The organism is Phaeobacter sp. JH20_26, from assembly GCF_048056275.1.
Lineage (GTDB): Bacteria > Pseudomonadota > Alphaproteobacteria > Rhodobacterales > Rhodobacteraceae > Phaeobacter > Phaeobacter bryozoorum.
Genome location: NZ_JAYMWL010000013.1, coordinates 49,982 through 72,791 on the forward strand (window position 1 = coordinate 49,982; position 22,810 = coordinate 72,791).

19 protein-coding genes and 1 tRNA gene are annotated in these 22,810 nt (G+C 61.4%); 8 read left to right on the forward strand and 12 right to left on the reverse strand.

Annotated elements, in window-relative coordinates; all coding sequences use genetic code 11:
* Positions 1 to 54: 54 nt before the first annotated feature.
* Positions 55 to 540 carry an NUDIX hydrolase gene (locus tag VWY60_RS06075; protein WP_416534242.1) on the forward strand — a complete coding sequence of 162 codons (486 nt, stop codon included), beginning with the start codon at positions 55 to 57 and terminating at the stop codon, positions 538 to 540.
* Between the two features lie 91 nt (positions 541 to 631).
* On the opposite strand, the gene dddP is transcribed toward VWY60_RS06075, so the two are convergent.
* A complete protein-coding gene (gene dddP / locus VWY60_RS06080; RefSeq protein ID WP_416540046.1) occupies positions 632 to 1,984 on the reverse strand; it encodes a dimethylsulfonioproprionate lyase DddP in 1,353 nt (450 codons plus the stop codon).
* Between the two features lie 148 nt (positions 1,985 to 2,132).
* On the opposite strand from dddP, the gene VWY60_RS06085 reads away from it, so the two are divergent.
* Positions 2,133 to 2,906 carry a heme-dependent oxidative N-demethylase family protein gene (locus tag VWY60_RS06085; protein ID WP_416540047.1) on the forward strand — a complete coding sequence of 258 codons (774 nt, stop codon included), beginning with the start codon at positions 2,133 to 2,135 and terminating at the stop codon, positions 2,904 to 2,906.
* 13 nt (positions 2,907 to 2,919) lie between these two features.
* On the opposite strand, the gene VWY60_RS06090 is transcribed toward VWY60_RS06085, so the two are convergent.
* From VWY60_RS06090 to VWY60_RS06100, 3 genes are all read right to left on the reverse strand, one after another.
* Positions 2,920 to 3,921: a hypothetical protein gene (locus VWY60_RS06090; protein ID WP_416540048.1), complete on the reverse strand. Its 1,002-nt coding sequence runs from the start codon at positions 3,919 to 3,921 to the stop codon at positions 2,920 to 2,922.
* Between the two features lie 707 nt (positions 3,922 to 4,628).
* Positions 4,629 to 6,035 carry a type I glutamate--ammonia ligase gene (glnA, locus tag VWY60_RS06095; RefSeq protein ID WP_340545814.1) on the reverse strand — a complete coding sequence of 469 codons (1,407 nt, stop codon included), beginning with the start codon at positions 6,033 to 6,035 and terminating at the stop codon, positions 4,629 to 4,631.
* 92 nt (positions 6,036 to 6,127) lie between these two features.
* A complete protein-coding gene (locus VWY60_RS06100; protein ID WP_014874894.1) occupies positions 6,128 to 6,466 on the reverse strand; it encodes a P-II family nitrogen regulator in 339 nt (112 codons plus the stop codon).
* Between the two features lie 195 nt (positions 6,467 to 6,661).
* Here VWY60_RS06100 and VWY60_RS06105 point away from each other — a divergent pair, with 195 nt between their 5' ends.
* On the forward strand, positions 6,662 to 8,362 hold the full coding sequence (locus VWY60_RS06105; RefSeq protein WP_416540049.1) for an NAD(P)H-hydrate dehydratase: 1,701 nt from the start codon (positions 6,662 to 6,664) through the stop codon (positions 8,360 to 8,362).
* A gap of 112 nt (positions 8,363 to 8,474) precedes the next feature.
* Positions 8,475 to 8,559: transfer RNA gene (locus VWY60_RS06110), tRNA-Leu, on the forward strand.
* A 414-nt stretch (positions 8,560 to 8,973) separates the two neighbouring features.
* Here the strand turns inward: VWY60_RS06110 and VWY60_RS06115 are convergent.
* Positions 8,974 to 11,178 (reverse strand): methyl-accepting chemotaxis protein, encoded by a 2,205-nt coding sequence (locus VWY60_RS06115; protein ID WP_416540050.1) that lies wholly within the window; start codon positions 11,176 to 11,178, stop codon positions 8,974 to 8,976.
* Positions 11,179 to 11,551: 373 nt separating this feature from the next.
* On the opposite strand from VWY60_RS06115, the gene VWY60_RS06120 reads away from it, so the two are divergent.
* A complete protein-coding gene (locus VWY60_RS06120; protein ID WP_416538907.1) occupies positions 11,552 to 12,682 on the forward strand; it encodes a porin in 1,131 nt (376 codons plus the stop codon).
* A gap of 242 nt (positions 12,683 to 12,924) precedes the next feature.
* Positions 12,925 to 14,256, forward strand: a complete 1,332-nt coding sequence (gene tig, locus VWY60_RS06125) for a trigger factor (protein ID WP_416534167.1) — start codon at positions 12,925 to 12,927, stop codon at positions 14,254 to 14,256.
* Between the two features lie 225 nt (positions 14,257 to 14,481).
* Here the strand turns inward: tig and VWY60_RS06130 are convergent, their stop codons facing one another.
* From VWY60_RS06130 to rpsF, 7 genes are all read right to left on the reverse strand, one after another.
* Entirely contained in the window at positions 14,482 to 15,768 is a 1,287-nt protein-coding gene (locus VWY60_RS06130) for a calcium-binding protein (RefSeq protein WP_416534166.1), read from the reverse strand.
* Between the two features lie 298 nt (positions 15,769 to 16,066).
* Positions 16,067 to 18,025, reverse strand: a complete 1,959-nt coding sequence (locus tag VWY60_RS06135) for a bifunctional 2',3'-cyclic-nucleotide 2'-phosphodiesterase/3'-nucleotidase (protein WP_340545808.1) — start codon at positions 18,023 to 18,025, stop codon at positions 16,067 to 16,069.
* A gap of 151 nt (positions 18,026 to 18,176) precedes the next feature.
* Positions 18,177 to 18,647: a lytic transglycosylase domain-containing protein gene (locus tag VWY60_RS06140; protein WP_340545807.1), complete on the reverse strand. Its 471-nt coding sequence runs from the start codon at positions 18,645 to 18,647 to the stop codon at positions 18,177 to 18,179.
* A 403-nt stretch (positions 18,648 to 19,050) separates the two neighbouring features.
* A complete protein-coding gene (locus VWY60_RS06145; RefSeq protein ID WP_416540051.1) occupies positions 19,051 to 19,233 on the reverse strand; it encodes a peptidyl-tRNA hydrolase in 183 nt (60 codons plus the stop codon).
* A 269-nt stretch (positions 19,234 to 19,502) separates the two neighbouring features.
* Entirely contained in the window at positions 19,503 to 20,114 is a 612-nt protein-coding gene (gene rplI, locus VWY60_RS06150; protein ID WP_340545805.1) for a 50S ribosomal protein L9, read from the reverse strand.
* Between the two features lie 12 nt (positions 20,115 to 20,126).
* Positions 20,127 to 20,354 (reverse strand): 30S ribosomal protein S18, encoded by a 228-nt coding sequence (gene rpsR, locus VWY60_RS06155; RefSeq protein ID WP_005982441.1) that lies wholly within the window; start codon positions 20,352 to 20,354, stop codon positions 20,127 to 20,129.
* A gap of 28 nt (positions 20,355 to 20,382) precedes the next feature.
* Positions 20,383 to 20,736 carry a 30S ribosomal protein S6 gene (rpsF, locus tag VWY60_RS06160; protein WP_340545804.1) on the reverse strand — a complete coding sequence of 118 codons (354 nt, stop codon included), beginning with the start codon at positions 20,734 to 20,736 and terminating at the stop codon, positions 20,383 to 20,385.
* A 590-nt stretch (positions 20,737 to 21,326) separates the two neighbouring features.
* Between rpsF and VWY60_RS06165 the strand changes: the two genes are divergently transcribed.
* Entirely contained in the window at positions 21,327 to 21,926 is a 600-nt protein-coding gene (locus VWY60_RS06165; protein ID WP_416540052.1) for a hypothetical protein, read from the forward strand.
* Between the two features lie 204 nt (positions 21,927 to 22,130).
* Positions 22,131 to 22,706 (forward strand): YceI family protein, encoded by a 576-nt coding sequence (locus VWY60_RS06170; RefSeq protein ID WP_416538903.1) that lies wholly within the window; start codon positions 22,131 to 22,133, stop codon positions 22,704 to 22,706.
* Positions 22,707 to 22,810 lie beyond the last annotated feature (104 nt).

Consider the following 22,810-nt stretch of genomic DNA (forward strand, 5'->3'; position numbering starts at 1 on the left):
GATCACTGCGCGGGGATCGGCGCATTCACCCCACTGGATGCGCGTGACCGGCAGATGTGGCAGCGCCTGACCACGTTTTGCGCGCGTGAGCCAAGGGCGTTTGAACGGGATCCGGCAATCGGCCATGTGACCGGATCCGCCTTTGTGCTGTCGCAGGATCTCTCTGCGGTGCTGCTCACCCATCATGCCAAACTGGACCGGTGGTTACAGTTGGGCGGACATTGCGACGGCATCGCCGATGCAGGGTTCACCGCCTGGAAAGAGGCCTATGAGGAAAGCGGGCTCAGCCGGATCAGCCGTATCGGGGAGCAGGTGTTCGACATCGACATTCACGAGATCCCGGCCAATGGCCGCGAGGCGGCGCATCTGCACTACGATGTGCGCTACCTGTTTCGCGCCGAGGCAGGCGAAATCCGGGCCACTGCGGAATCAAAGGCGTTGGCCTGGGTGCCGCTGGCAGAGCTGTCGCAATATAGTTCCGCGCCCAGTGTGCTGATCCTGAGGGATAAACTCGCCCGGTGGCAAAGCGGAGGCACCTGACGGCGCCACAGGTTCAGCGGTCTCTCCCCCCAGCGGGGAAGCGCCCGCCAGTGGGCGCTCTGCCCAGGCTCTTTGCGCGACGCCCTGCGGGTCACTTCCCGCCCGCCGTGCCCATCAACGCCGGATCGAACGGGTAGGTGGTGAGGTTCTCATAGCCGGTTTCGGTAATCAGCACCTGATCCTCCAGCTTGATCGAGAAATCGCCGCCTTCGGGGCTGACCAGTGCCTCGACACAGAGCACCATGCCCGGCTCCAGCTCATAGTCGAAAGCGCCCTCGACCATTTGATCGGGATAGGCGACCAGCGGCCATTCATCACAGAGCCCGACACCGTGCATCATGCAGCCGTATTTCTGTTTCTGGAACTGAGCATCCAGCAGATGGCAGCTGCGCGACAGCTCCTGCAGATTCACGCCCGGTTTCAGCATCTCCATATTGCTGCGGATGTGCTCAACCCCGTGCTGCATCGCATAGATCATATCGGCAGGCGGCGCGCGGTCGCCGATCCACCAGCTGCGCGAGATGTCGATACAGATCCCGTAGGAGCCGACCAGATCGGTGTCAAAGCTGATGATTTCGTTGTTCTGGATGATGCGCCCGCCGCATTCCTGAAACCACGGGTTGGTGCGCGGGCCAGAGGTCAGCAACCGGGTTTCGATCCATTCGCCACCCCGGCGGATGTTTTCGGCGTGCAGCACTGCCCAGACGTCATCTTCGCTGATCTGACCGCCGGGGATGGCGCTGCGGGCATAGCGCTCCATCGCGGCGACAGCTGTTTCACAGGCGTGATTGGCGCAGCGCATGGCGCGGATCTCATCGGGGCCTTTCACTGCGCGGCATTTCTCGGTCAGCTCCTCGCCGGGGAAGACCTCCAGCCCCTGTGCTTCGAGCGCGCGCAGCCCGTGCAGCATGATCTTGTCCACCGCGATCCGCCTGTTGCCGCCGCTGTGGGCGCGCAACAGCTCACGCACCTCATTGGCAAAGACATCCGCCGCCACATCCACCTTGTCGCCGCGATCAAAGTAGAACAGATCCGCCCCGGCGCGGTGTTCGCGCACCAGCGGGTTGAATTCGCTGAGGAAAGGCGCCTGTTTGTAGTCCCACATCACCATGTAGCCGTCAGCGCAGATCAAGAGTGCGCGAAACGGGTTATGGGTGTTCCACAGCTGCATATTGGTGGAGTCGGTGGCGTAGCGGATGTTCATTGGGTCAAACACCAGGAGGCCGCCGTAGTCGCGATCGTTGATGAACCGGGTCAGCCGCTCCCAGCGGTAGCGGCGCATCGCCTGAAGATCAGGCAGCTGCAACCCTGCGGCGGCCCATTCGCGATAGGCCAGTTGGGTGGGGCCGATCTCGACCCGGTCCTGATCGTTGGGCGTATTGTCGCCAAGGGTGGCGCCGCGCGTGGGGTCAATCTTGCGGGTGTCGCGGTAGTGCTCGTTCATCTCCGGCTCCATCTCTGGACAGGTCTGTCCAAAGTGGCGCGGGGCTTGCGCCGGTGTCGCTGCCAAATACGACCGTTCGGACGGTCGTTTTCAGGCTGACGCGCAAGCTTGCGGATGAAATGACAGGCTTTGCTTGTTACAAGGTGGCATGAATGAGATTCTGCAAACCCGCCTGCCGTATAATCCCCTGGAAGAGCGCAAGCTGCCCGGCATCCAGCCGCTGGCGCCAGAAGACTGGCTCTATTTCGATGCCGCCTTCGCCGCGCAGATGACGGAGCGTGAGCGGCTGCTGACAACTCAGCGGGCGGAGGTTCTGCAATGCGGGCCGGGGGCGATGCCCGCTGCCTGCGAGTTGCTGGAGGCGGTTCTGGCGCAGCTCTACCCGGAGGCTGCGCCGTCTCGGCCAGGCCATGTGCTCCGGCCTGACGGGGTGCAGGTGCAGCTGGACTGGGAGGATCCCCTCGGCACGCTGGGGCGGATCGCGCAGCAGGATTTCTGCATTCTGGAAAAACCGCAGGGGGCGGATGAGCATGTGCTGACCGGGGCGGTGCTGTGCTTCCCGGCGAACTGGACCCTGGCGGAGAAATACCTTCGTCCGCTGATCGCCATCCATGCGCCTGTCGACAGCTATGATGCGGGCATTGCGGCGCGGGTGCAGCGGCTGTTTGACGGGGTCCAGCAGGGCCGCCCGATGTGGCGGTTCAATGCGCTGTGGTACGCCGATCCCACATTGCATCAGCCGCGCCGGGTCAGCGGAGATCGTCCACGTCCGGCGGCGGATGACGCCGGGTATCTGCGCAGCGAACGGCAGACGATTCTGCGGCTGCCGCGCAGTCGCGCGGTTGTTTTCAGCATCCACACGAGCGTGCTGGCCCGTGCGGATGTCTTGGCCCAATGGGGGGCACCGGCTGCATCGGCCTAGAGCGGGTGCGGCTCTAGAAGGCGATGGCAGCCGAGCTTTGCAGGGCCAGCAGCGCAGTTGCGCCACAGATGATATGCAGATGGCCGCGCAGCTGCGGGCTGTGCAGAATATGGGCCACCGCCGAGAGCATACGCGGCGGCACAGCCGCCAGCAGACCACCGATCCGGGCCATGTCGTAGTGGGCAGCCCGCGGATGTTGCAGGATGGCCTTGGTGCGTGCCCGCGCCCTGTTACGCGCCTCGATGGCGTGGCGACCGGTGGCGCGGAGTTCCGAGGAGTCGAGCATGGCCGCGCAATGTTCGGCAAGCTGTGCAGCGGTGACATCGACCGGCTCGAAACAGGCCCGGCCGCGCAGCCGTCCCTGGGGTCGTTGTTTGGGATCGGCTGCGGATTGCGACGCGTCCGGCGCAGCGATCTGCGGCGCAATAACGGCGGAGGTGTCAGCCGCGGCGTCTGTCGGCGCGGTCACTGGTGATACGGTCAGCAACACCTCCGGCGGTACGGTTGCAGTCCCGTCTGCTGACCCGTCTAGCGGGGTGGGCATAGCCGCCTCGGAGGGTGTTTCGACCTCTGAAGCGTCCGAAAACGCACCAAGAAAGGCCGCCCGGGTCAGCGTGACGGGGGTGTCCAGCCAATCCACCGTCGCCACCTCAAGCTCTTCTGTCAGGCGGCGCAGGACCACCGCCAGCAGCAGCTCGCTCAGCTCGGCGTCGCAATGGTCAGGATGGTTCGGGAAAAGCGTCACATTCAGCGCGCTGCGCAGCCGCGTCTCGGTGCAGTCCGCATCGGCGCTGTTGGCCCGCGTCGGCTTGATCGGATGGCGCAGATAGCGCAGTTCAATGCGATAATGATCGCACTCAAGCAGGATCAGATTGGGGCTGCGGGATCGGAACTGCCGCACGGCGTGACCATATTCCTCCAGCGTATCGACCACCGAGGCCGAGCTGCTGGACAAGGCCTCCGGGTGTCGGGCCTCAAAGCCGAGCTTGCCTCTGTACTGAACTGACTGTGTCACCGTCGGGATCCTCCGCTCAGATGTTTCAACAATTAAGTTAAAATTTGAAATGGTGGAAAGTGAGGCGGCGACAGGCGATTGGTAAAATAATCCTTAGGTTATTTGAATGCGTCGGTGACTCTAGCTATCATTTTGAAAATGTTGATATTTCTTGCCAGTCGACCTGCTGTCACGCGACGAATGGGGCGAAACATGGGCGGGGAATGGTCACATTGATGCCGCAGCGATTGCCAATCGCCGCCAATCACTCGCAGTGTTTCCGATCAGTTGACGTAAGGGGAGCGTGTCAGCGGCGGGGGTGGCCGGAATCCGGTATGACGCGGGCCGCCGCTAAGCAAGGCCAAGTATGAAACGGGCAACATACCACCCGGTCAGCGCGAGCAAAGCCCAGCCCGTCGCCGCCAGCAGCGCGCGTGAGATGCGATTTGGCCGGTAGGCCGCAAAAAGGCAGATGAGCGCCACGATCGGCATGGCGATGGGCAGTAGAACAGCAAGGATCATGCGGCGATGGAGACCGAGCGGCGGGGGGATGTCAAATCAAAAGTCGCCCCGTTGGGCCTGCACGCAATATCGCGTCGGCGGAGCGCCATGATCATATGCCGCAGCCACCCACATCTGACGAGGACGACGGCGAGCTGAGCTGCTGCGGCGCATATGAAAAAGGCGCCCCCCGAAGGGAGCGCCCAGTCAGCCTGCGTGATCGGGGATCAGCAGCTGTAGTACATGCCGTATTCCACCGGATGCGGGGTGTGTTCGTAGGTTTCCACCTCTTCCATCTTGAGGGCGATATAGCCTTCGATCTGGTCCTTGGTGAACACGTCGCCCTGCAACAGGAAGTCATGGTCGGCCGCCAGCGATTCCAGCGCTTCGCGCAGGCTGCCGCAGACGGTAGGGATGCCGGCCAGCTCTTCTGCGGGCAGGTCGTAGAGGTTCTTGTCCATGGCTTCGCCCGGATCAATCTTGTTCTTGATCCCGTCAAGGCCGGCCATCAGCAGGGCGGAGAAGGCCAGGTAGGGGTTTGCGGCCGGATCGGGGAAACGGGCTTCGACGCGCTTGGCTTTCGGGCTCTCGGTCCATGGGATCCGCACGCAGCCGGAGCGGTTGCGGGCGGAATAGGCGCGCAGAACCGGGGCCTCAAAGCCGGGGATCAGGCGCTTGTAGGAGTTGGTCGAGGGGTTGGTGAAGGCGTTCAGGGTCTTGGCGTGCTTCAGGATGCCACCAATGAAATACAGCGCTTCCTGGCTGAGATCGGCATATTTGTCGCCCGCGAACAGCGGCTTGCCGTCCTTCCAGATCGACATGTTCACATGCATGCCGGTGCCGTTGTCGCCATAGATCGGCTTCGGCATGAAGGTTGCGGATTTGCCGTAGGCATGTGCCACGTTGTGGATCACATATTTGTATTTCTGCAGCTCGTCGGCCTGTTTGGTCAGGCTGTCAAAGATCAGGCCCAGCTCGTGCTGGCACGAGGCCACCTCGTGATGGTGCTTGTCCACCTTCATGCCAAGACGCTTCATGGTCGAGAGCATTTCGGAGCGCAGGTCCTGGGCTTCGTCGATCGGGTTCACCGGGAAATAGCCGCCCTTCAGACCCGGACGGTGGCCCATGTTGCCCATTTCATATTCGGTATCGGTGTTCCAGGAGGCGTCGGTGGCGTCGACCTCGAAGGAGACTTTGTTGATGGTGTTGGAGAAGCGCACATCATCAAACAGGAAGAATTCTGCCTCGGGGCCCATATAGGCCACATCGCCGATGCCGGAGGATTTCAGATAGGCCTCTGCCTTCTGCGCGGTGCCGCGCGGATCGCGGGGGTAGGCTTCGCCGGTATCGGGCTCAACCACGGAACAATGGATGCAGATGGTCTTTTCGGCATAGAACGGATCGACATAGGCCGAGCTGGTGTCGAGGATCAGTTTCATGTCGGAGTTTTCGATCGACTTCCAGCCGGCGATGGAGGAGCCATCGAACATGAAGCCCTCTTCGAGGAAATCTTCATCCACCAGGTCGACGTCCACGGTCACGTGCTGGAGCTTGCCCCGCACATCGGTGAAACGGATGTCGACATAGGCGGCATCTTCGTCTTTGATCATCTTCAGAACTGCGTCTGCGCTCATTTCCAATGGTCCTTCTGATCTTTTTGTCTTGAGAGTGTCCGGGCTGGCCTGCCGCGCGGCGACAGGGACAGCCGAGTATTATGTGGTCAGGCTCAGAGCGCGTCCGAACCGGTTTCCCCGGTGCGGATGCGGATTGCCTGCTCAACGGGCGAGACAAAGATTTTGCCGTCGCCGATCTTGTCGGTCTTGGCTGCTGCCACAATCGCCTCGATGGCGGCATCAACCTGATCATCGTCCAGAACCACCTCGATTTTCACCTTCGGCAGGAAATCGACGACATATTCGGCGCCACGGTAGAGCTCGGTATGACCTTTCTGACGGCCAAACCCCTTGACCTCGATCACCGAAAGACCCTGTACGCCCACGTCCTGCAAGGCTTCTTTCACCTCGTCGAGTTTGAACGGCTTGATGATGGCTTCGATCTTTTTCATCGGGGTGACTCCTCGCAACCTTGTCGAGAGAGGTCAGATCACTTCTACTGAGCCGCGACAACAAGAGCTGCAAGCGCTGCGGCGAAACTGCGCAGGATTTCATCGGATGTGCCTAAAAATTAGGCAGTGCGCCCGTTTTATGCGCAGTTCTGAATCCGCGTCGCCGTTTGCTGCCCCAATCGAGAGGTCAAAGGAATGAGCGAATTGCTGACCGCTGCCCAGATGCGCGCCATTGAACAGGCCGCCATCGGCTCTGGCGAGGTCACCGGTCTGGAGCTGATGGAGCGGGCAGGGCGGAGCGTGGTCGAGGCCATTTTCGAGGAATGGCCGGAGCTGGCGGGGCCTGCGGCTACCCAAGTGGGGGGCGCTGCCCCCCGGCCTGCGGCCTCCCCCCGGGATATTTCTGGCCAGAAGAACGGTGCCGAAGGACCCTACCGTGCCGTGGTACTCTGCGGGCCGGGCAACAATGGCGGCGACGGTTTTGTTGTGGCGCGACTGTTGAAGCAGCGCGGCTGGGAGGTGGAGGTGTTCCTTTATGGCGACCCGGACAAGCTGCCGACGGATGCGAAGGTGAATTATGAGCGGTGGTGGGAGCTGGGAGCAGTCGTTCCATATGTCGACACTGGGAGTGGCGCATTTGCACTGGATCCTGCAAAGCACCGGGAAAACACTCTTCTTGTTGATGCGCTGTTTGGAACTGGACTTACGCGGCCGGTCGAGACGTTCAATTCGTTTGGCCGGCTAACCGAGATAACCGAGTGGCGTCTGTCAGAAAGCTCCAGAACGGGTGCTTTCCCGGCGCCCCGCGTGGTCTCAATTGACCTACCCAGCGGGGCGTGCACGGACTCTGGAAAACTGCTGCGTAGTAAGGAACCGGCACGGGAATTTGAGGCAATCTGCGCTGATCTCACGGTAACCTTTCACAGCCGGAAGTTGGCGCATGTCCTGGCAGATGGACCCGAGCAGTCAGGCAGGGTTTTGGTCAAAAGCATCGGCCTGAAAACAGGGCAAGGTGCCGCAACTGGCGGCGTCGTGACCTCGGTTGCGCCACAGATAATGTCGAAGCGAAGCGGTCATCACAAATACACCCACGGCCACGCCCTCATCCTCTCCGGCGGACATGGTCGGACCGGTGCCGCGCGTCTTGCCGCCCGCGGAGCGCTTCGCATCGGGGCAGGGCTGGTGACCGTCGGCTCGCCGCGATCGGCGATGATGGAAAATGCCAGTCAGCTGACGGCGATCATGCTGCGGCAGATCGACGGCGCGCATGGGGTCAGCGAGCTTCTGGAGGACAAGCGGTTCAATGCGGTCTGCCTTGGCCCCGGATTGGGGCGCGGGGCCGACACCCAGGCGGTGGTCATGGCGGTGCTGAAGGAAAAACGCGCCACCGTTCTGGATGCTGATGCGCTGACCCGGTTCGAGCTGAAACCCGACGTCCTGTTTGAGGCCCTGCACGACACCTGTGTGATCACGCCCCATGGCGGCGAGTTTGCCCGGCTGTTCCCGGATATCGCAGAAAAACTGGCAGCACCCGCCACCTCCGGTCCCGCCTATTCCAAGGTCGACGCCACCCGTGAGGCGGCCAGACGCGCGGGCTGCGTGGTGCTGTTCAAGGGGCCCGATACGGTGATCGCCGCGCCGGACGGGCGCTGCTCGGTGAATTCCGCCCATTACGAGCGGTCCGCGCCCTGGCTGGCCACCGCCGGGTCGGGCGATGTGCTGGCAGGCTTCATCACCGGGTTGCTGGCGCGCGGGTTTTCCCCGATGCAGGCGTCCGAGACCGCCGCCTATATTCACGTCGAATGCGCGCTGGAATTCGGCCCCGGGCTGATTGCCGAGGATCTGCCCGAGCAGATCCCTCGCGTGTTGCGCAGGCTTGAGGGGCGAACCGGATAGCCGGGGCAGGGCGCGGGTGAAAAAGTTGCGCCCGAACCGCGCTTTCCCTTTTGCATCCGTCAAAAAGCTTTGCTATTGAGCGCTTCACGGTGGCTGTGACCACCGACAGGATGCGGGTGTGGCGAAATTGGTAGACGCACCAGATTTAGGTTCTGGCGCCGCAAGGCGTGGGGGTTCAAGTCCCTCCACCCGCACCATTTTTCACAGATCCTCTAGGATGACCCGGCCTATTGGGGCCGGTCTACCCCTTTGGCACCAGCTTTGACTTTTATCCTTCGCGGCATCTGTACCGAGGACAATGTCGCCATCGGCGGGACGGTGGATGCCATGCGTGGTGCTCTGGCTGATCTGCGTCGTCTTGATCAGCTCAGGCCCGTCTTTGATCGGCACCTGCGCCGCTGCCTGACTGGCGCGGATCGACCCATTGGAGGATATCTTTGGCGGATATGATGAAACGCCCGGGTTGGCGGGCGTTTCAGGGGGCAGGTCAGGGGGCAGCAGGTCAGGGGGCAGAACTGGGCTCATCAGACTGCGACACCGGTCGTTGACGCCTTGGCCAGCCTCAGGTCCGACCGCAGCGCCAGCTGGGGCAGTGCGGTCAGACCGTCTGATCAGGCGGATTGGGCGTAGGCGATATCCTCATCGTCATAGGCCGGTTGCGCCCAGCTGTCGGCGATGGGTTCAGCATCGCGGTGTCCGGTGCCGGAAGGGCTGGTGGTAAAGCCGGAGATCGCCCGGACCAATGTCTGCGCCTCCTCGCGCAGCATCTGACCGGCGGCGGCGGTCTGCTCCAGCATGGCGGAGTTCTTCTGCGCATTCTGGTCCAGGGAGACGACGGCGGTGTTGACCTCTGACAGACCATTGGACTGCTCGACCGTGGTGGCGGCGATCTGCTCAACCTTGCCGACCACCGCTTCGACCGAGCTTTGGATCGAGGCCAGCGCGGTGCCGGTCTGATCGACCAGTTTCACGCCCTGGGCAACCTCGCGGGTGCTGACCTCAATCAGCGCGTTGATCTCCTGCACGGCGTCCGCAGAACGCTGCGCGAGGCCGCGCACCTCGGAGGCGACGACGGCAAAGCCGCGGCCTGCTTCTCCCGCGCGGGCGGCCTCGACCCCGGCGTTCAGCGCCAGCAGATTGGTCTGAAAGGCAAGATCTTCGATCAGGTCGGTGATCTTGGCGATCGCGCCAGACGAATCCTCGATCCGCTGCATGGCGCTGATGGTCTGGCTGGCCAGTTCGCTGGTGGAGCGCGCCTGGGCAAAGGCGTCGCGCACGATATCCTTGGCCTGATCCGATCCTTCGGCGGTGCCGCGCACGGTGTCGTCCAATGTCTGCAGCGCAGCGGCGGTTTCTTCCAGGGAGGCGGCGGAGGTTTCTCCGCGGCGCGAGGCGTCCTCGGCGGCGGCCGCAATTTCTGCGGCGGTGGAATTCAGCACCTCGCTGCTGTGCGACAGTTGCCGCACCATGCTGGTGAGGCTGTCGCTGAGGTTGTCGACCGCATCGGCGATTTCCTTGAAAATCCCCTTCTGACCGTCGGGCATGCGCTGCGTGAGGTCACCTGCCGCCAGCGTGTCGAGCACCTGCCGGATATCGCCGAGGCCGCCCTCTGCCGCGTCGCCGATGGCATTCACACCGCGGCCCAGATCCGCAAAGGAGCCGCTGGCGTCCCCGATCTGCAACCGTTTGGAAAAGTCTCCGGCAGCGCAGGCGCTGATGACCTCGGCAATTTCGCGGGTCAGCTTGTCCTTCATCTCATTGTCGGCGCGCAGGTCCTCCACGGCGGCGGCAATGGTCGAGACCTCTTTGATGCGCGACTGCGGCGCCGGAGTGGAGAAATCGCCCGCCATGATCTTTTGCAGCACCAGATTGACCCGCGACAGCGGACGCGAGATCCCGATGGCAAGGGCAAATGCCACCACGACAAAGACCCCGAGCCCGCCAAAGCCTGCCTTCATAGCATTGGCATTGGCGGTGGCGATGGCCTCGGCGGCGCTGGCATGGATCCTGTCCAGCCGGGCCGAGGTGAGGTCGTTCATCTTGGCCAGGATCGGTGCGCTTGCGGTTTCGATTTCATTCAGGGCCTGATAGTGGCCGTCGATCACCTTGGTCTCCTCGGCATAGGCGTTGAAGGAGTTCTGATAGGCGGTCAACAGGCTGCCGATCCGGGCCCGCTGCGAGATGTTCTTGTAATAGCTGCCGGGGAACGCACGGAATTCATCCACGCGGGCGTTCAGCCGGTCGATGTATTTTGTGTCGTGGCGCATGATGAAATCTTTCTCATGGCGCCGCATCATCAGCATCTTCACCTTCATCTCGGGCTCTGCGGTGTCTTCCAATGCCTTTTCGATGCTCCGCACAGAGCTGCGCAGCGCCCCCTGAAGCCCGTCGGTCTCGTCAAAGCCCAACCGCTCCTGGCTGGCGACCACGTCGGCAAACCCGGCTTCATAGGCGGCGATTTCACTGGCCAGCAGGCTCAGCGTCTGTGCAGCCTCACTCATGTTATCCAACTCGGTGATCTGCATCCTTGCAGTCTCCAGCCGGTTGCGCAGATGCGCCATGGTCTCAGCCTGGGTGGCGATCACCTCCTGGCTCGGCTTCAGGCGAAACCCCATCTCAACAATGCGGGCGTTCTGAAAATCGCTGCTGGCCTCGGCGAGGGTCTTTGCAAACCCCTCCACGGCGACCACTTCAGTCTCGATCCCCGTGCGCAGCTGATCGGTGTATCGCGACAGGGCGATGAGCGCGAACATGACCGCGCTGGCCAGAAAGACGATCAGAAAGATGGCCGTCTTGATGGAAGTTTTGAATCTCATAGTCTGGGTACCTGCTTTGTCGATCTGCCACAGCTAACGAGTGCCCCTTAATAAACTGTGGAAATCTGCCGTTAGACGGCGTGTTTCACTGAATATTCCACCGAAATGTCGACGTTTTCTGGGGGGAGCGATGTTCCGGCCCGATTGGTCAGCCTGAGACAGCTGGGCGGCGCAGAAATTCCGGACCGATCGGCGCGGTGCCGCGCAGCGGGTGATCACAATCGAGCGAGAATTCCGCCCACAGCTGGCAAGGGAACCGGCGCGGCCTATTTCAAGAGTGCAGCACCAGAAAATCGCGTGATAGCACCTGTGACAGGTCGGCCTCTCAGGGATGGAGAGGGAGCCGCCCTGAACAATATTGGAGCATCTCCTCATGAACACCAAAATTGCCTCTCACCTTGGGGTGACAGCCCTGATGTCCGGTCTTGTTGCCGGGCTGGCGGTTCCCGCCTTTGCCGGGCCCACCTACGAGAACAGCTCCGGCGGCAGCTTCCGCTACTATGGTCAGTTCAACCCCTCGTTCCAGTCGTTCGACGATGGCAGTGATGATTTCAGCACGCTGGTGGACAACGCCAATTCCAACTCGCGCATCGGCTTCTGGCTTGAACAGCCCTTTGGCGAGAACACCCTGCGGTTCAATTTCGAAACCGCTCTTGGGCTGCGCTCCTCCGATGGGGTGAACCAGAACGGCCGTCCGCAGAACATCAGCTGGGACCGTACCCGGATCCGCAAGGTCGATATTCAATACGCAACACCGCGCTACGGCACCTTCTCCTTTGGTCAGGGTTCGATGGCCTCTGACGGGCTGGCGGAATCCGATTTCTCCGGCACCAGTGTCATTCAGACGTCTGCCATCGGGGATTCCGCTGGCGGCTTCCTGTTCCGCACCTCCACCGGTACGCTGTCAGGCGTCAACATCGGCTCGGCCTTCCGCAGCTTCGATGGCGGGCGGCTTGGCCGGGTGCGCTATGATACGCCGGAATTCAGCGGCTTTACCGTCTCGGCCTCTTACGGCGAAGAGATCCTGCGCTCAAATTCCGACCGCGAAGCCTATGATATCGCCCTGCGGTACAATAACGACGATCTTGGTGATTTCGCCATTCAGGGCGCGCTGGGGGCGGTCTGGAACGAAAACGGGCCGGGCACCAAAACCCGCGATATCGTGGCCTCCTTTGCCACGCTGCACGAACCAAGCGGAGTCTCGCTTGCGGTTGCGGCAGGGGATCGCGACACCGGCGGCGATTATGCCTTTGCCAAGCTGGGCTATACCGCGAATTTCCTGGCCGTGGGCGCGACCTCCTTTGCCATCGATTATTATGACGGCTCGGATATGGTCACCAGTGGCGACAACGCTGAATCCTGGGGCGTTGCAGCGGTGCAGAATTTCGACGGTCTGAACCTGGAAACCTATGTGGCCTACCGCGACTATTCCTACGCGGACACCTCTGGGACCAGCTATCAGGACAGTTCCTCCATCATGGCAGGCGCCCGCTGGAAGTTCTGATCGCCAGCGCCAGGGCAGGGCGATCCGCTGCGCCCTGAACGGTATCCGCGCAATCGGATTATGGAAAACACGTCCTTTGGGGCGTGTTTTCTGTTTTCGGGGCCAAAAAACGCCGCAACCGGCGCTGACCGGGCGGCTGCGGGGGCAATCCCTCTTGCGCCGCCGCGCTTGTGCAAATAGAAGGCCACAAATTGTCTGGGGGAGCGCCCGCGCGCGCGCCCCGAATCTCTATGGGGAATATGATGCAGGTCACCGAGACGCTGAACGAAGGTCTGAAACGCGGCTACGCGATCACCGTTACCGCCGCCGAGCTGGATGCGAAGGTCAATGAAAAACTCGTCGAGGCACAGCCCGAAGTCGAGATGAAGGGCTTCCGCAAGGGCAAGGTTCCCATGGCGCTGCTGAAGAAGCAGTTCGGCCAGCGTCTGATCGGCGAAGCCATGCAGGAAACCATCGACGGTGCGATGAACAAGCACTTCGAGGAAAGCGGTGACCGTCCGGCGATGCAGCCCGACGTCAAGATGACCAACGAAGACTGGAAAGAGGGCGACGACGTCAACGTCGAGATGTCCTATGAGGCACTGCCTGAAATCCCCGAAGTTGATCTCTCCGGCGTTGAGCTGGAAAAGCTGGTGGTCAAAGCAGACGACGCCGCAGTTGATGAGGCGCTGGCCAACCTGGCCGAGACCGCCAAGGAATTCGAAGCCCGCGAAGAGGGTGCTGCCGCTGAAGATGGCGATCAGGTTGTGATCGACTTCGTCGGCAAGGTAGACGGCGAAGCCTTCGACGGCGGCGCAGGCGAAGACTACCCGCTGGTGCTGGGCTCCAACTCCTTTATCCCCGGTTTCGAAGACCAGCTGGTCGGCACCAAGGCAGGCGACGAAAAAGACGTCACCGTCACTTTCCCCGAGCAGTACCAGGCCGAGCATCTGGCCGGTAAGGAAGCCGTATTCACCTGCACCGTGAAAGAGGTCAAAGCCGCCAAGGCAGCAGAGATCAACGACGAGCTGGCGAAGAAATTCGGCGCCGAGGACCTCGCCGCTCTGAAAGGTCAGATCTCCGAGCGTCTGGAAGCAGAATACGCCGGTGCGGCCCGCGCGGTGATGAAGCGTGGCCTTCTGGACAAGCTGGACGATCTGGTCTCCTTCGACCTGCCGCCCTCGCTGGTCGAAGCCGAAGCCAAGCAGATCGCACATCAGCTGTGGCACGAGGAAAACCCCGAGGTTCACGATCACAACCACGGTGAAATCGAGCCGACTGACGAGCACAACAAACTGGCAGAGCGCCGCGTCCGTCTGGGCCTGTTGCTGGCCGAGCTGGGTCAGAAAGCCGAGGTCGAAGTGACCGATGCGGAAATGACCCAGGCCATCATGAGCCAGGCACGCCAGTACCCGGGCCAGGAACGCCAGTTCTTTGAGTTCATCCAGCAGAACGCTCAGATGCAGCAGCAGCTGCGCGCGCCGATCTTCGAAGACAAGGTCATCGATCACATCGCCGAGCAGGCCAAAGTGAGCGAGAAAGAAGTGTCCAAGGACGACCTGCAGGCCGCAGTCGAAGCTCTGGAAGAAGAATAAGTCAGATCCCGGATCCCGCCCGGCGCGGATCCGAGGTGTGCCAACGCGCAAGGCCGTCCCTCAGGGGGCGGCCTTTTTGTTTGGCGGTGAGCGCGGGGCGGAGTAGGAGCGGTCTAAGGCATAAAAAAACCGCCGTGGAGGCGAACTCCAGGGCGGTTGTCTGATCACTCGGTTGTCTGACCTCTCGGTTGTCAGATCACCCGATGGTCTTGCGGTGGTGCCCGCTCAGAACAGAAAGTTATCGGAACTGGCGAGTTCCTCGACGGTGATATTTTCAACCGTGACCACAACATTGTCAAAAGACATCACGACGTGATCACCTCTGGTCGTAAAATCGATCTGATTGATGTTCTGTGCTCCGCTGAGGATGTCGATCTTGTCCGTGCCCAGTTCAAAATCGCGGATACGGGCGCGCCCGTGGTTGCTGCCGAAGGCAAATGTGTCGGCCCCATCGCCCCCGATCATCAGGTCGTTACCACCCTGACCAAACAGCAGGTCATTGCCATTGCCGCCGATCAATGTGTCATTGCCCGCACCGGCGCGGATCGTGTCGGCCCCGTGCGAACCGTTGAGTTTGTCATCGCCGCCCTGGCCAATCAGCCGGTCGCGCCCGCCGCCACCGCGTAGATCATCATCACCCGCACGGCCTGCAAGCCGGTCGTTGCCGCCGCGCCCTGACAGCAGGTCATTTGCATCGGTTCCATCCAGAATGTCCCGGCTGACGGTGCCCAGCAGGGTTTCACCAACCAGGACGGGCTCGCTTGGCTGCGGCTCGCCCATGTCCAGCGGTGCGGTGCCGCCTGCCTTGCGATCCTGCCAGAAGGCAATCAGCGCGTCGGCTGTGGGGCTGTCGTAACCGCCGAAATCTTTCACGTATTTCAGGATCGAGGTGCCGTATTCATCGGTCGAGGCGGTATCGCTCAGCAAGAGCGTCGCCAGCCCCGAAGCACCGCGCAGATGCGCCGCAGCCATCAGCCCGGTCAGCGAGAGGGTAACATCCACCATGGCGCCATTGACATCGCGATAGGTCACGGTCTCGCCGACAAAATCGCTGATGCTGCGCCCCTGCCGACCGAGATAGTAGCTCAGCATCTCGAAGTTATAGCCAAACGCCTCATTGATGGCGGTGTCCTGTGCGGCGTGGGATTTGAAATCATCCAGGCTGTTGACGCCATTTTTCCCGGTCCAGGTGCCATCCCAGCGGTTGATGGTATCACCGCCCAGGTAGTAAACGTCGTCCTGATAATAACCGAGGTCAATCAGCAGCGCCTCGCCGAACTGATAGCCGACAAAGCCCAGCGAATTGGTGGAGTGATAGGCCATGTCCCGCCACTGGGTGTCGCTCAGCTGGCCCCAGCTGCTGAGGCCGGGATAGAAGCTGCTGACCGGCGCGCCGACCCATTGCGTCAGCTGCGCGTCGCTGATCTGCCCCGCATTGTAGCGGTCCCGGTCCCAGCCCGATTCAAACGCCAGAAGCGCATTTCGAAAATCGTTGAAACTGCCGTTTGGCATCGGAACTGCTCCTCTTGCTCATCAACCGTCTTGATGCGGGTCGCTGTTGTGCAGCGCTGATCGACACCTCGCATGTCGGAAAACTCTGCCGCAAGAAGGGGGCGGAAATTTGGCAAACAAATGCCTAAAAAGCAGTAAGGAGAGCGCAAATTTGCTCGAAATTTGTAAAAATTAACCTTTAGGGCGCCCCTCAATAACTTGTGTGCAAGCGGGGCGTGTGCGCCTAAATATGCCGCCCGACCAAGTTTGGCCGGGCGGCGAGAATCATTTCATTTTGCACAAATCGGAAACAGTTTGTTCACAGCGCAATTCTGTAGCGTGCAAAGCCATCCGGCCCTTCACCCGCAGGTTCTATTGCAATGCTCTCGACACTGTCCACATAGGCCGCCGCCTTGGGGCCGGTGTCAAACAGCACCGAGGTGTCCGCCAGCGGGGCAAAGCGCCAGTTGGCATCGGCGCGCGGGCTGATGGTGCCCTTCTCGACGATATAGCGCACGATCACATCGCGGTTGGTGTCCGGCCCCTCGAACACGATGGTATCCCCCATCGCGCCGGGGAAGGCACCGCCACCGCCAGCACGATAGTTGTTGGTGGCGATAATGAACTCCTGTGCGGGATCGATTGGCGCGCCGTTGAACTCCAGATTGACGATGCGGTTGGCGTCGGGATTCTCCAGCTCCCCCTTCGGCCCGAACTTCGAGGGCTGCGACAGGTCGATCTGATAGGTCACCCCGTCGATCACGTCAAAGTTGTAGCTCGGGAAGGCGGGATTGAGCAGCACCTGATCGGCCTCGCCGGGGGTAATCTGGTTGAACATGCCGGCAGAGCGTTCCAGCCAGTCCTTAACCTGCGCGCCGGTCACCCGCACTGCACGGGCGGTGTTGGGGTAGAGGTAGAGGTCGGCGACATTCTTGATCGCCACATCGCCTTTTGGAACGTCGGTGTAATACTCCGCACCACCGCGACCGCCGGCCTTGAACGGGGCCGCAGCTGACAGGATCGGCAGGCCTTCATGCTCGGTGCCCTTCAGCATCTGTTCGATATACCAGGTCTGCGCAATCGACACGATCTGCACCGAGGGATCATCGGCGACCAGTGCAAAATAGCTGTGCAGCGGCGCGTCGGTTTTGCCCACGGCGCGGCGGACATATTGCAGTGTCTCATCATGTTCTTTCTGCGCAGCTGCCAGCACCGCAGGGGCACTTTCGACCAGGGCGGTGATCGACCGGTCCTCTTCGCGCCGCGAAATCGGGCGCGCCTCCGAGGCATGGCCCACCACGCGCCAGCCGCTGCCGTCCCGCTCCAGCATCAGGTCGATCAGACCCATATGGCTGCCCCAGAAACCGCCCATTGTGGCGGGGGTTCCGTGGATGGTGCCCTTGTCGACATCCACCCCGGCAAAATCCGCATAGGTGGAGGAGGGGAAGACCAGATGCGAATGGCCGGTCATGATGGCGTCGATGCCCTCGACGGCCGCCAGCGGCACCGAGGCATTCTCCATCCCGTCGGTCTCATCGGCGCTGCCGATCCCGGAATGTGACAGGGCGATAATGATGTCGGCGCCTTTTTCCTTCATCTCCGGCACATAGGCGCGGGCGGATTGCAGAATGTCGCGGGCCTGCACATTGCCTTCCAGATGGCGGCGGTCCCAGTTCATCACCTGCGGCGGCACAAAGCCAATCAGCCCGATCTTGATCGGATGACGGTTGCCCGCGCCATCGGTCAGCTCGCGCTCCAGGATCACATAGGGCGGCAGCAGGGTCTTGTCGTCACGCGGGCCGGCACCGGTGGATGTGGCGACATTGGCGCAGACCACCGGGAACTCGGCCCCGGCGAGGGATTTCATCAGGAAATCCAGCCCGTAGTTGAACTCATGATTGCCCAGCGTCGAGCCGTCAAAGCCCACGGCGTTCATCGCCTGGATGACCGGATGGGTGTCGCCTTCCTTCATGCCGCGCTCATAGGCGATGTAATCGCCCATCGGATTGCCCTGCAGGAAGTCGCCATTGTCCAGCAGCAGCGAATTGGTCGCCTCGGCGCGAATATCGCCGATCAGCGAGGCCGTGCGCGCCAGCCCGACAGTGTCGCGCGGCTTGTCGGCGTAATAATCATAGGGAAACACATGCACATGCAGGTCGGTGGTCTCCATCAGGCGCAGATGCACCTGATTGGAAGCCGCCTGAACCGAAAACGGATGCAGCGCGATCAGACCGGCACTGCCGGCCAGAAAGGACCGGCGATCTAGTTGAATAGGCATTTTTCACTCCGACGTCTTTTTATTACAGACATCCATGCTAGCAGAAAAACGCCTTCGGTCACGTGACAGTTTTGCGCTAACAATCAGAGTGGCAAGCTGCCGCGTAAGATATCATAACTCTTTGTGATATCGTGGTTTTCAAGCGGTCTGATCAGGGGCGCAGCCCGGTTTCGCGCAGCATGCCCCGCCGTTTTGCGGCATAGTAGTAGCCGCGCGAATAGTGTTTTACCGCCTGATCGTAGCTGCCATCGGAGAGGAGCCAGGCCCCGCGCAGATATTTCACCGCATATTTCAGGTTGGTATCGGCATCCAGCAGATCCTTCGGCTTGCCGCGAAACCCCATGGAGCGGGCAGTGGCCGGCAGGATCTGCAACAGCCCGTAGTAGGGCCGGTTGACCGCCCAGGGCCGATGGGTGCTCTCGCGGATGGCAAGGCGGTGGACCAGCGGGCGCGGCACCTCATAGTGGTCGGCCCAGAAATTGATCTTGCGGCGAAGCTCCGGCGTCTCGTTGGGATAGAGCGGCGGCGTTGCGGCGCGCTCGGTTGCGGCGGGTGCCTCGCCACAGGCGGCAAGGGCCAGCGGGCTGAGAATAATGGCCAGAGCCGTTCTGCGATCAATCATGGATACTGCCTGTCTAAACCCCGAATACGCCGGATCGGCGGCAGATTAGGGCGCGCCTGCGGCTTGGGCAAATGGCGCGGGAACCCATCGGCGGATATCCCCCGACCGTGGCAGGCTGTCCGATGATCGCCCGCAATCCCGGCCCATCAGCCGGGATTGCCCCCCGGCGCGGCGATCCGCATGACCGGTCAGGGTGCCCCGGCCAGGGCGGGCGCTGATGGATCAAATTTTAACCGCTAAGAATTTGTCGGCGCTGATCGACTGCCGCATGATCCACGCGCGCATGAACCGGGCCTTGCCCTGTCCCAACACGGCTCCCGTGCCTGCGGCCCGATTGGGACGCCCATGCAAAGGGGCTGCGGGGGCCGAGCCTTCGTGGCCCCGTCTGCAACGCCCGCATGGTTTAGGGTTGGATCACCCGGTCAGGGTTGTGCTGGGTCAGCTCGGCGGTGATCAGCTCCGGTGGCACCAGATTGCTGATCGGTTCGCCCCTGTATTTCGGGTTTTCAAAGCTGAAGTTGCGCAAGAGCCGCAGCAGCAGGCGCCGCCGCAGCGCCGTTTCTTCCCGGATCAGATCCTCTTCCATGCTTACCCCCAGACGCCAGACGCAGGCCTGGCACGACAGTCACAACCACACGTGCGCACAAACACGCGCTCCCGGAGCGATCGCTCAGGGCGGGATCTAGGCTTGCAGAAACCGGCAAAGACGAGGTTACCCGCGCCGCAGTTTCTGCGGAGAGTTTGAGGCGATTTTGATCTGTCAGCAGCGCAATCCAGCTGCGGCCGCCGCAGATATGAAAAAGGCCGCCCCGATCCGGGGCGGCCTCTCTCGATCTCGGATAGATCCAATGCCGATCAGGCGTTGGTCTCTTCGTCGTCTGCGGCCGGGGCTGCATCGTCGTCGTCGGATGCGGCAGAGCCGATATCGTCGAACAGTTCGGAGATTTCGAATTCAGCAGCGGCTTCTTCTTCAGCGGCCAGCTCTTGAATCGATTTGCCCGAGGCTTGCAGCTCAGCTTCTTCGACCGAACGCGCAACGTTCAGTTTGATCTGAACTTCGACTTCAGGGTGCAGCTTCACAACAACGCTGTGCAGACCCAGTTCCTTGATCGGCGAAAGCAGGGCAACCTGCTTCTTGTCGACCGAGAAACCTTCTGCGGTGGCGGCTTCTGCGGCGTCACGCGGGGTGACGGAGCCGTAGAGGGCGCCAGCGTCAGACGCGGAGCGAATCACGATGAACTGCTGACCGTCCAGCTTCTCTGCCAGAGCTTCCGCTTCTTTCTTGGTTTCCAGATTGCGCGCTTCGAACTGCGCTTTCTGTTCCTCAAAACGAGCGATGTTGTTCTGCGACGCGGTCAGCGCCTTGCCTTGCGGCAGCAGGAAGTTGCGAGCATAGCCGGGCTTTACGTCCACGACTTCGCCCATTTGGCCCAGTTTGGCCACACGTTCCAGAAGGATAACTTGCATGTGCTTATCTCCTTACTTCACGGCGTAGGGCAGCAGGGCGAGGAAGCGGGCGCGCTTGATAGCACGGGCCAGTTCACGCTGCTTCTTTGCCGAAACGGCGGTGATGCGCGACGGCACGATCTTACCACGTTCGGAAATGTAGCGCTGCAGAAGACGGGTGTCTTTGTAGTCGATTTTCGGCGCATTGTCGCCCGAGAACGGGCATACTTTACGACGACGGAAAAACGGTTTGGCTGCCATGGTTTAGCGTCCTTTTCTCAAGCGTTGATCAGCGGCGCTCACGACGCGTGTCGCGCTCATCGCGCTTCTGCATCTGAACCGAGGGGCCGTCTTCATGTGCGTCAACCTTGATGGTCAGAACGCGCATCACGTCATCATGCAGGCGCATCAGACGCTCCATTTCCTGGATCGCCGCTGCCGAAGCATCGGTCTTCAGGAAGGAGTAGTGGCCCTTACGATTTTTGTTGATCTTATAGGCCATCGTCTTGACGCCCCAGTACTCGCTGTCGACCAGCTTACCGCCGTTGTCGGACAGAACAGCACCGAAATGTTCGATGAGGCCTTCAGCTTGCGAGTTGGACAGGTCCTGACGCGCAATCATGACATGCTCGTAGAGTGGCATGTGAACTCCAGTTTTTGTCTAGGCGCATTTCATAGACGGGGCGGTTGTCCCTTCCGCTGCCCTGTCACGAGAGTCTGCGCGGATCGAAAATGTCGCGGAAGGAAGCCCCCATATACAGGCTCAGACCAAAAGGGCAAGGCCCGTTTCCCGCCGCGTGCCCCTCTGCACCCACGTTGCCAGTGGTCGCTGGGGTTTGATCCATATCCTGTGAACCAAATTTTAGCAAAATTATGCAAAGCTGAGCATGCAAAGCTGAGAATGGGCCACGGATCCGACAGGGCGAACCTCTTTCGCCAGCGGCCCGATCAGACCCCGCGCGCTAGCCCGGCGGGGTCAACATGGAAGCGGGGGCAGGGCGGCTGCATCTGCATATGCCCTGTTGAGGCCCGTAGACGAAAGGGCTGCCCATCACGGCGGAGCACGGCCCGTATTTACCGCAACTCCGCCCCATTTCAGCCCCAATGCTGGCGTCAATCTTGGTTAATCAAGTGTTAACCACCCCGCCAGTCACAGACCAACAGGCGCAGCAGGCGTCACAGGCAAGGCAAGGCAGGACAGACAGACCGCGTTAAGAGTGAAAGGGACCAGAGATGAGCCTCCTCGAACCATCCGAGATCGGTTTTCAGCCCATGCAGCCGGGTCGATCCATGCAGCCGGGTCGATTTGGCAAGGTCATGCGGCGCGCGTCCTCTCAGTCTCCTGCCGCCAGACGGCTGGCCCATCTGGCCCGGTCGGCACCAATGAACCTTCAGATGCAGGCCAACTGGCCGATCCGCTCGCTGCTGCTGCGCATTCTTGGGGGCGGTATGGTGATGGGCGCCACCGGCCTCTGGCTGCTGCCTGACGCAGGCTTCGATCCGCAGATGTCGCTGATCCGGATCGGGATTTCCGTGGCCTTTCTGTTTGTCGGCCTGATCCTGCTGACCTCGCATCACCCCGACAGCCAGCCGGAGGCCTGTTTCGACCCGATCCGGCGCGAGCTGAGGATCCTGCGCAAGACACGGCGCGGCGCACCGCGGATTGTCCTGCGGCGCAGCTATAGCAGCCTTGGCGGCGTGCGCCTCTCCGCCCATGCCATCTCGGTTCTGGATATCGACGGCGCAGTGCTGATGGAGCTGCCGATCGACAGCACCGAAACCCGCCTGCGGCTGCGCGATCAGCTGAGCGGCGCCCTGCCGATCTTCAGCTAGGCGCTCCAGATCTCTGGCGGAACGCCTTGGCCCGCCGCCACCGCCTGCCGACATCACAACTGCGCGAGAACCGGCCTCTGTGCGTCAATGCGGCTTGGGTTGTTCATCTGAACACAGATAGTGTTGGCTTTTGCGGGCTTTCCTTTCTGATGACAAAGTCTTCAACTGGGAAACGAAGTCACACGGTCCAACGGAGCCAAGATTATGAAAACCACTCTCTTTGCAGCCGCCCTGATGGGGGCCGCCGCCACCACCGCCTTTGCCGCCCCTGAAGCCTACAAGCTGGATTCGAGCCACAGCCAGGTGGTGTTCAGCTACAATCACCTTGGTTTCTCGACCACCTACGGCATGTTCTCGGGGTTTGAGGGTGAAATCGCCTTTGATCAGGAAAACCCCGAAGCCTCCAGCGTCTCGGTGTCGATGCCTGCGCAATCCATGCTGACTGGCTGGGAAGCGCGCTTTGACCATTTCATGTCAAAGGATTTCTTTGGCGCCGATGATGCGGAGATGATCAGCTTCAAATCCACCGGCATCAAGGTCACCGGCGAGAATACCGCAGAAATCACCGGCGACCTGACCCTGAACGGCGTCACCAAATCCGTGGTTCTGGATGCCAAGCTGAACCAGGTCGGCGAACACCCGATGGCGGGCAAGCCTTGGGCCGGTTTCGACGCGACCACAACCCTGCTGCGCTCGGACTACGAGCTGGGCAAATTCGCCCCCTTCGTCAGCGACGAGGTCGAGGTGAAGATCTCGGTCGAGGCGATGAAGGCCGAATAACCAGACCGCACGGCGGAGGGGTCACCCCCGCCACCCACCGATCCAGAACCGCCGCCCCTTGCCGGGTGGCGGTTTTTTTGTCCCTGTAAGTTCGTCCCTGAACG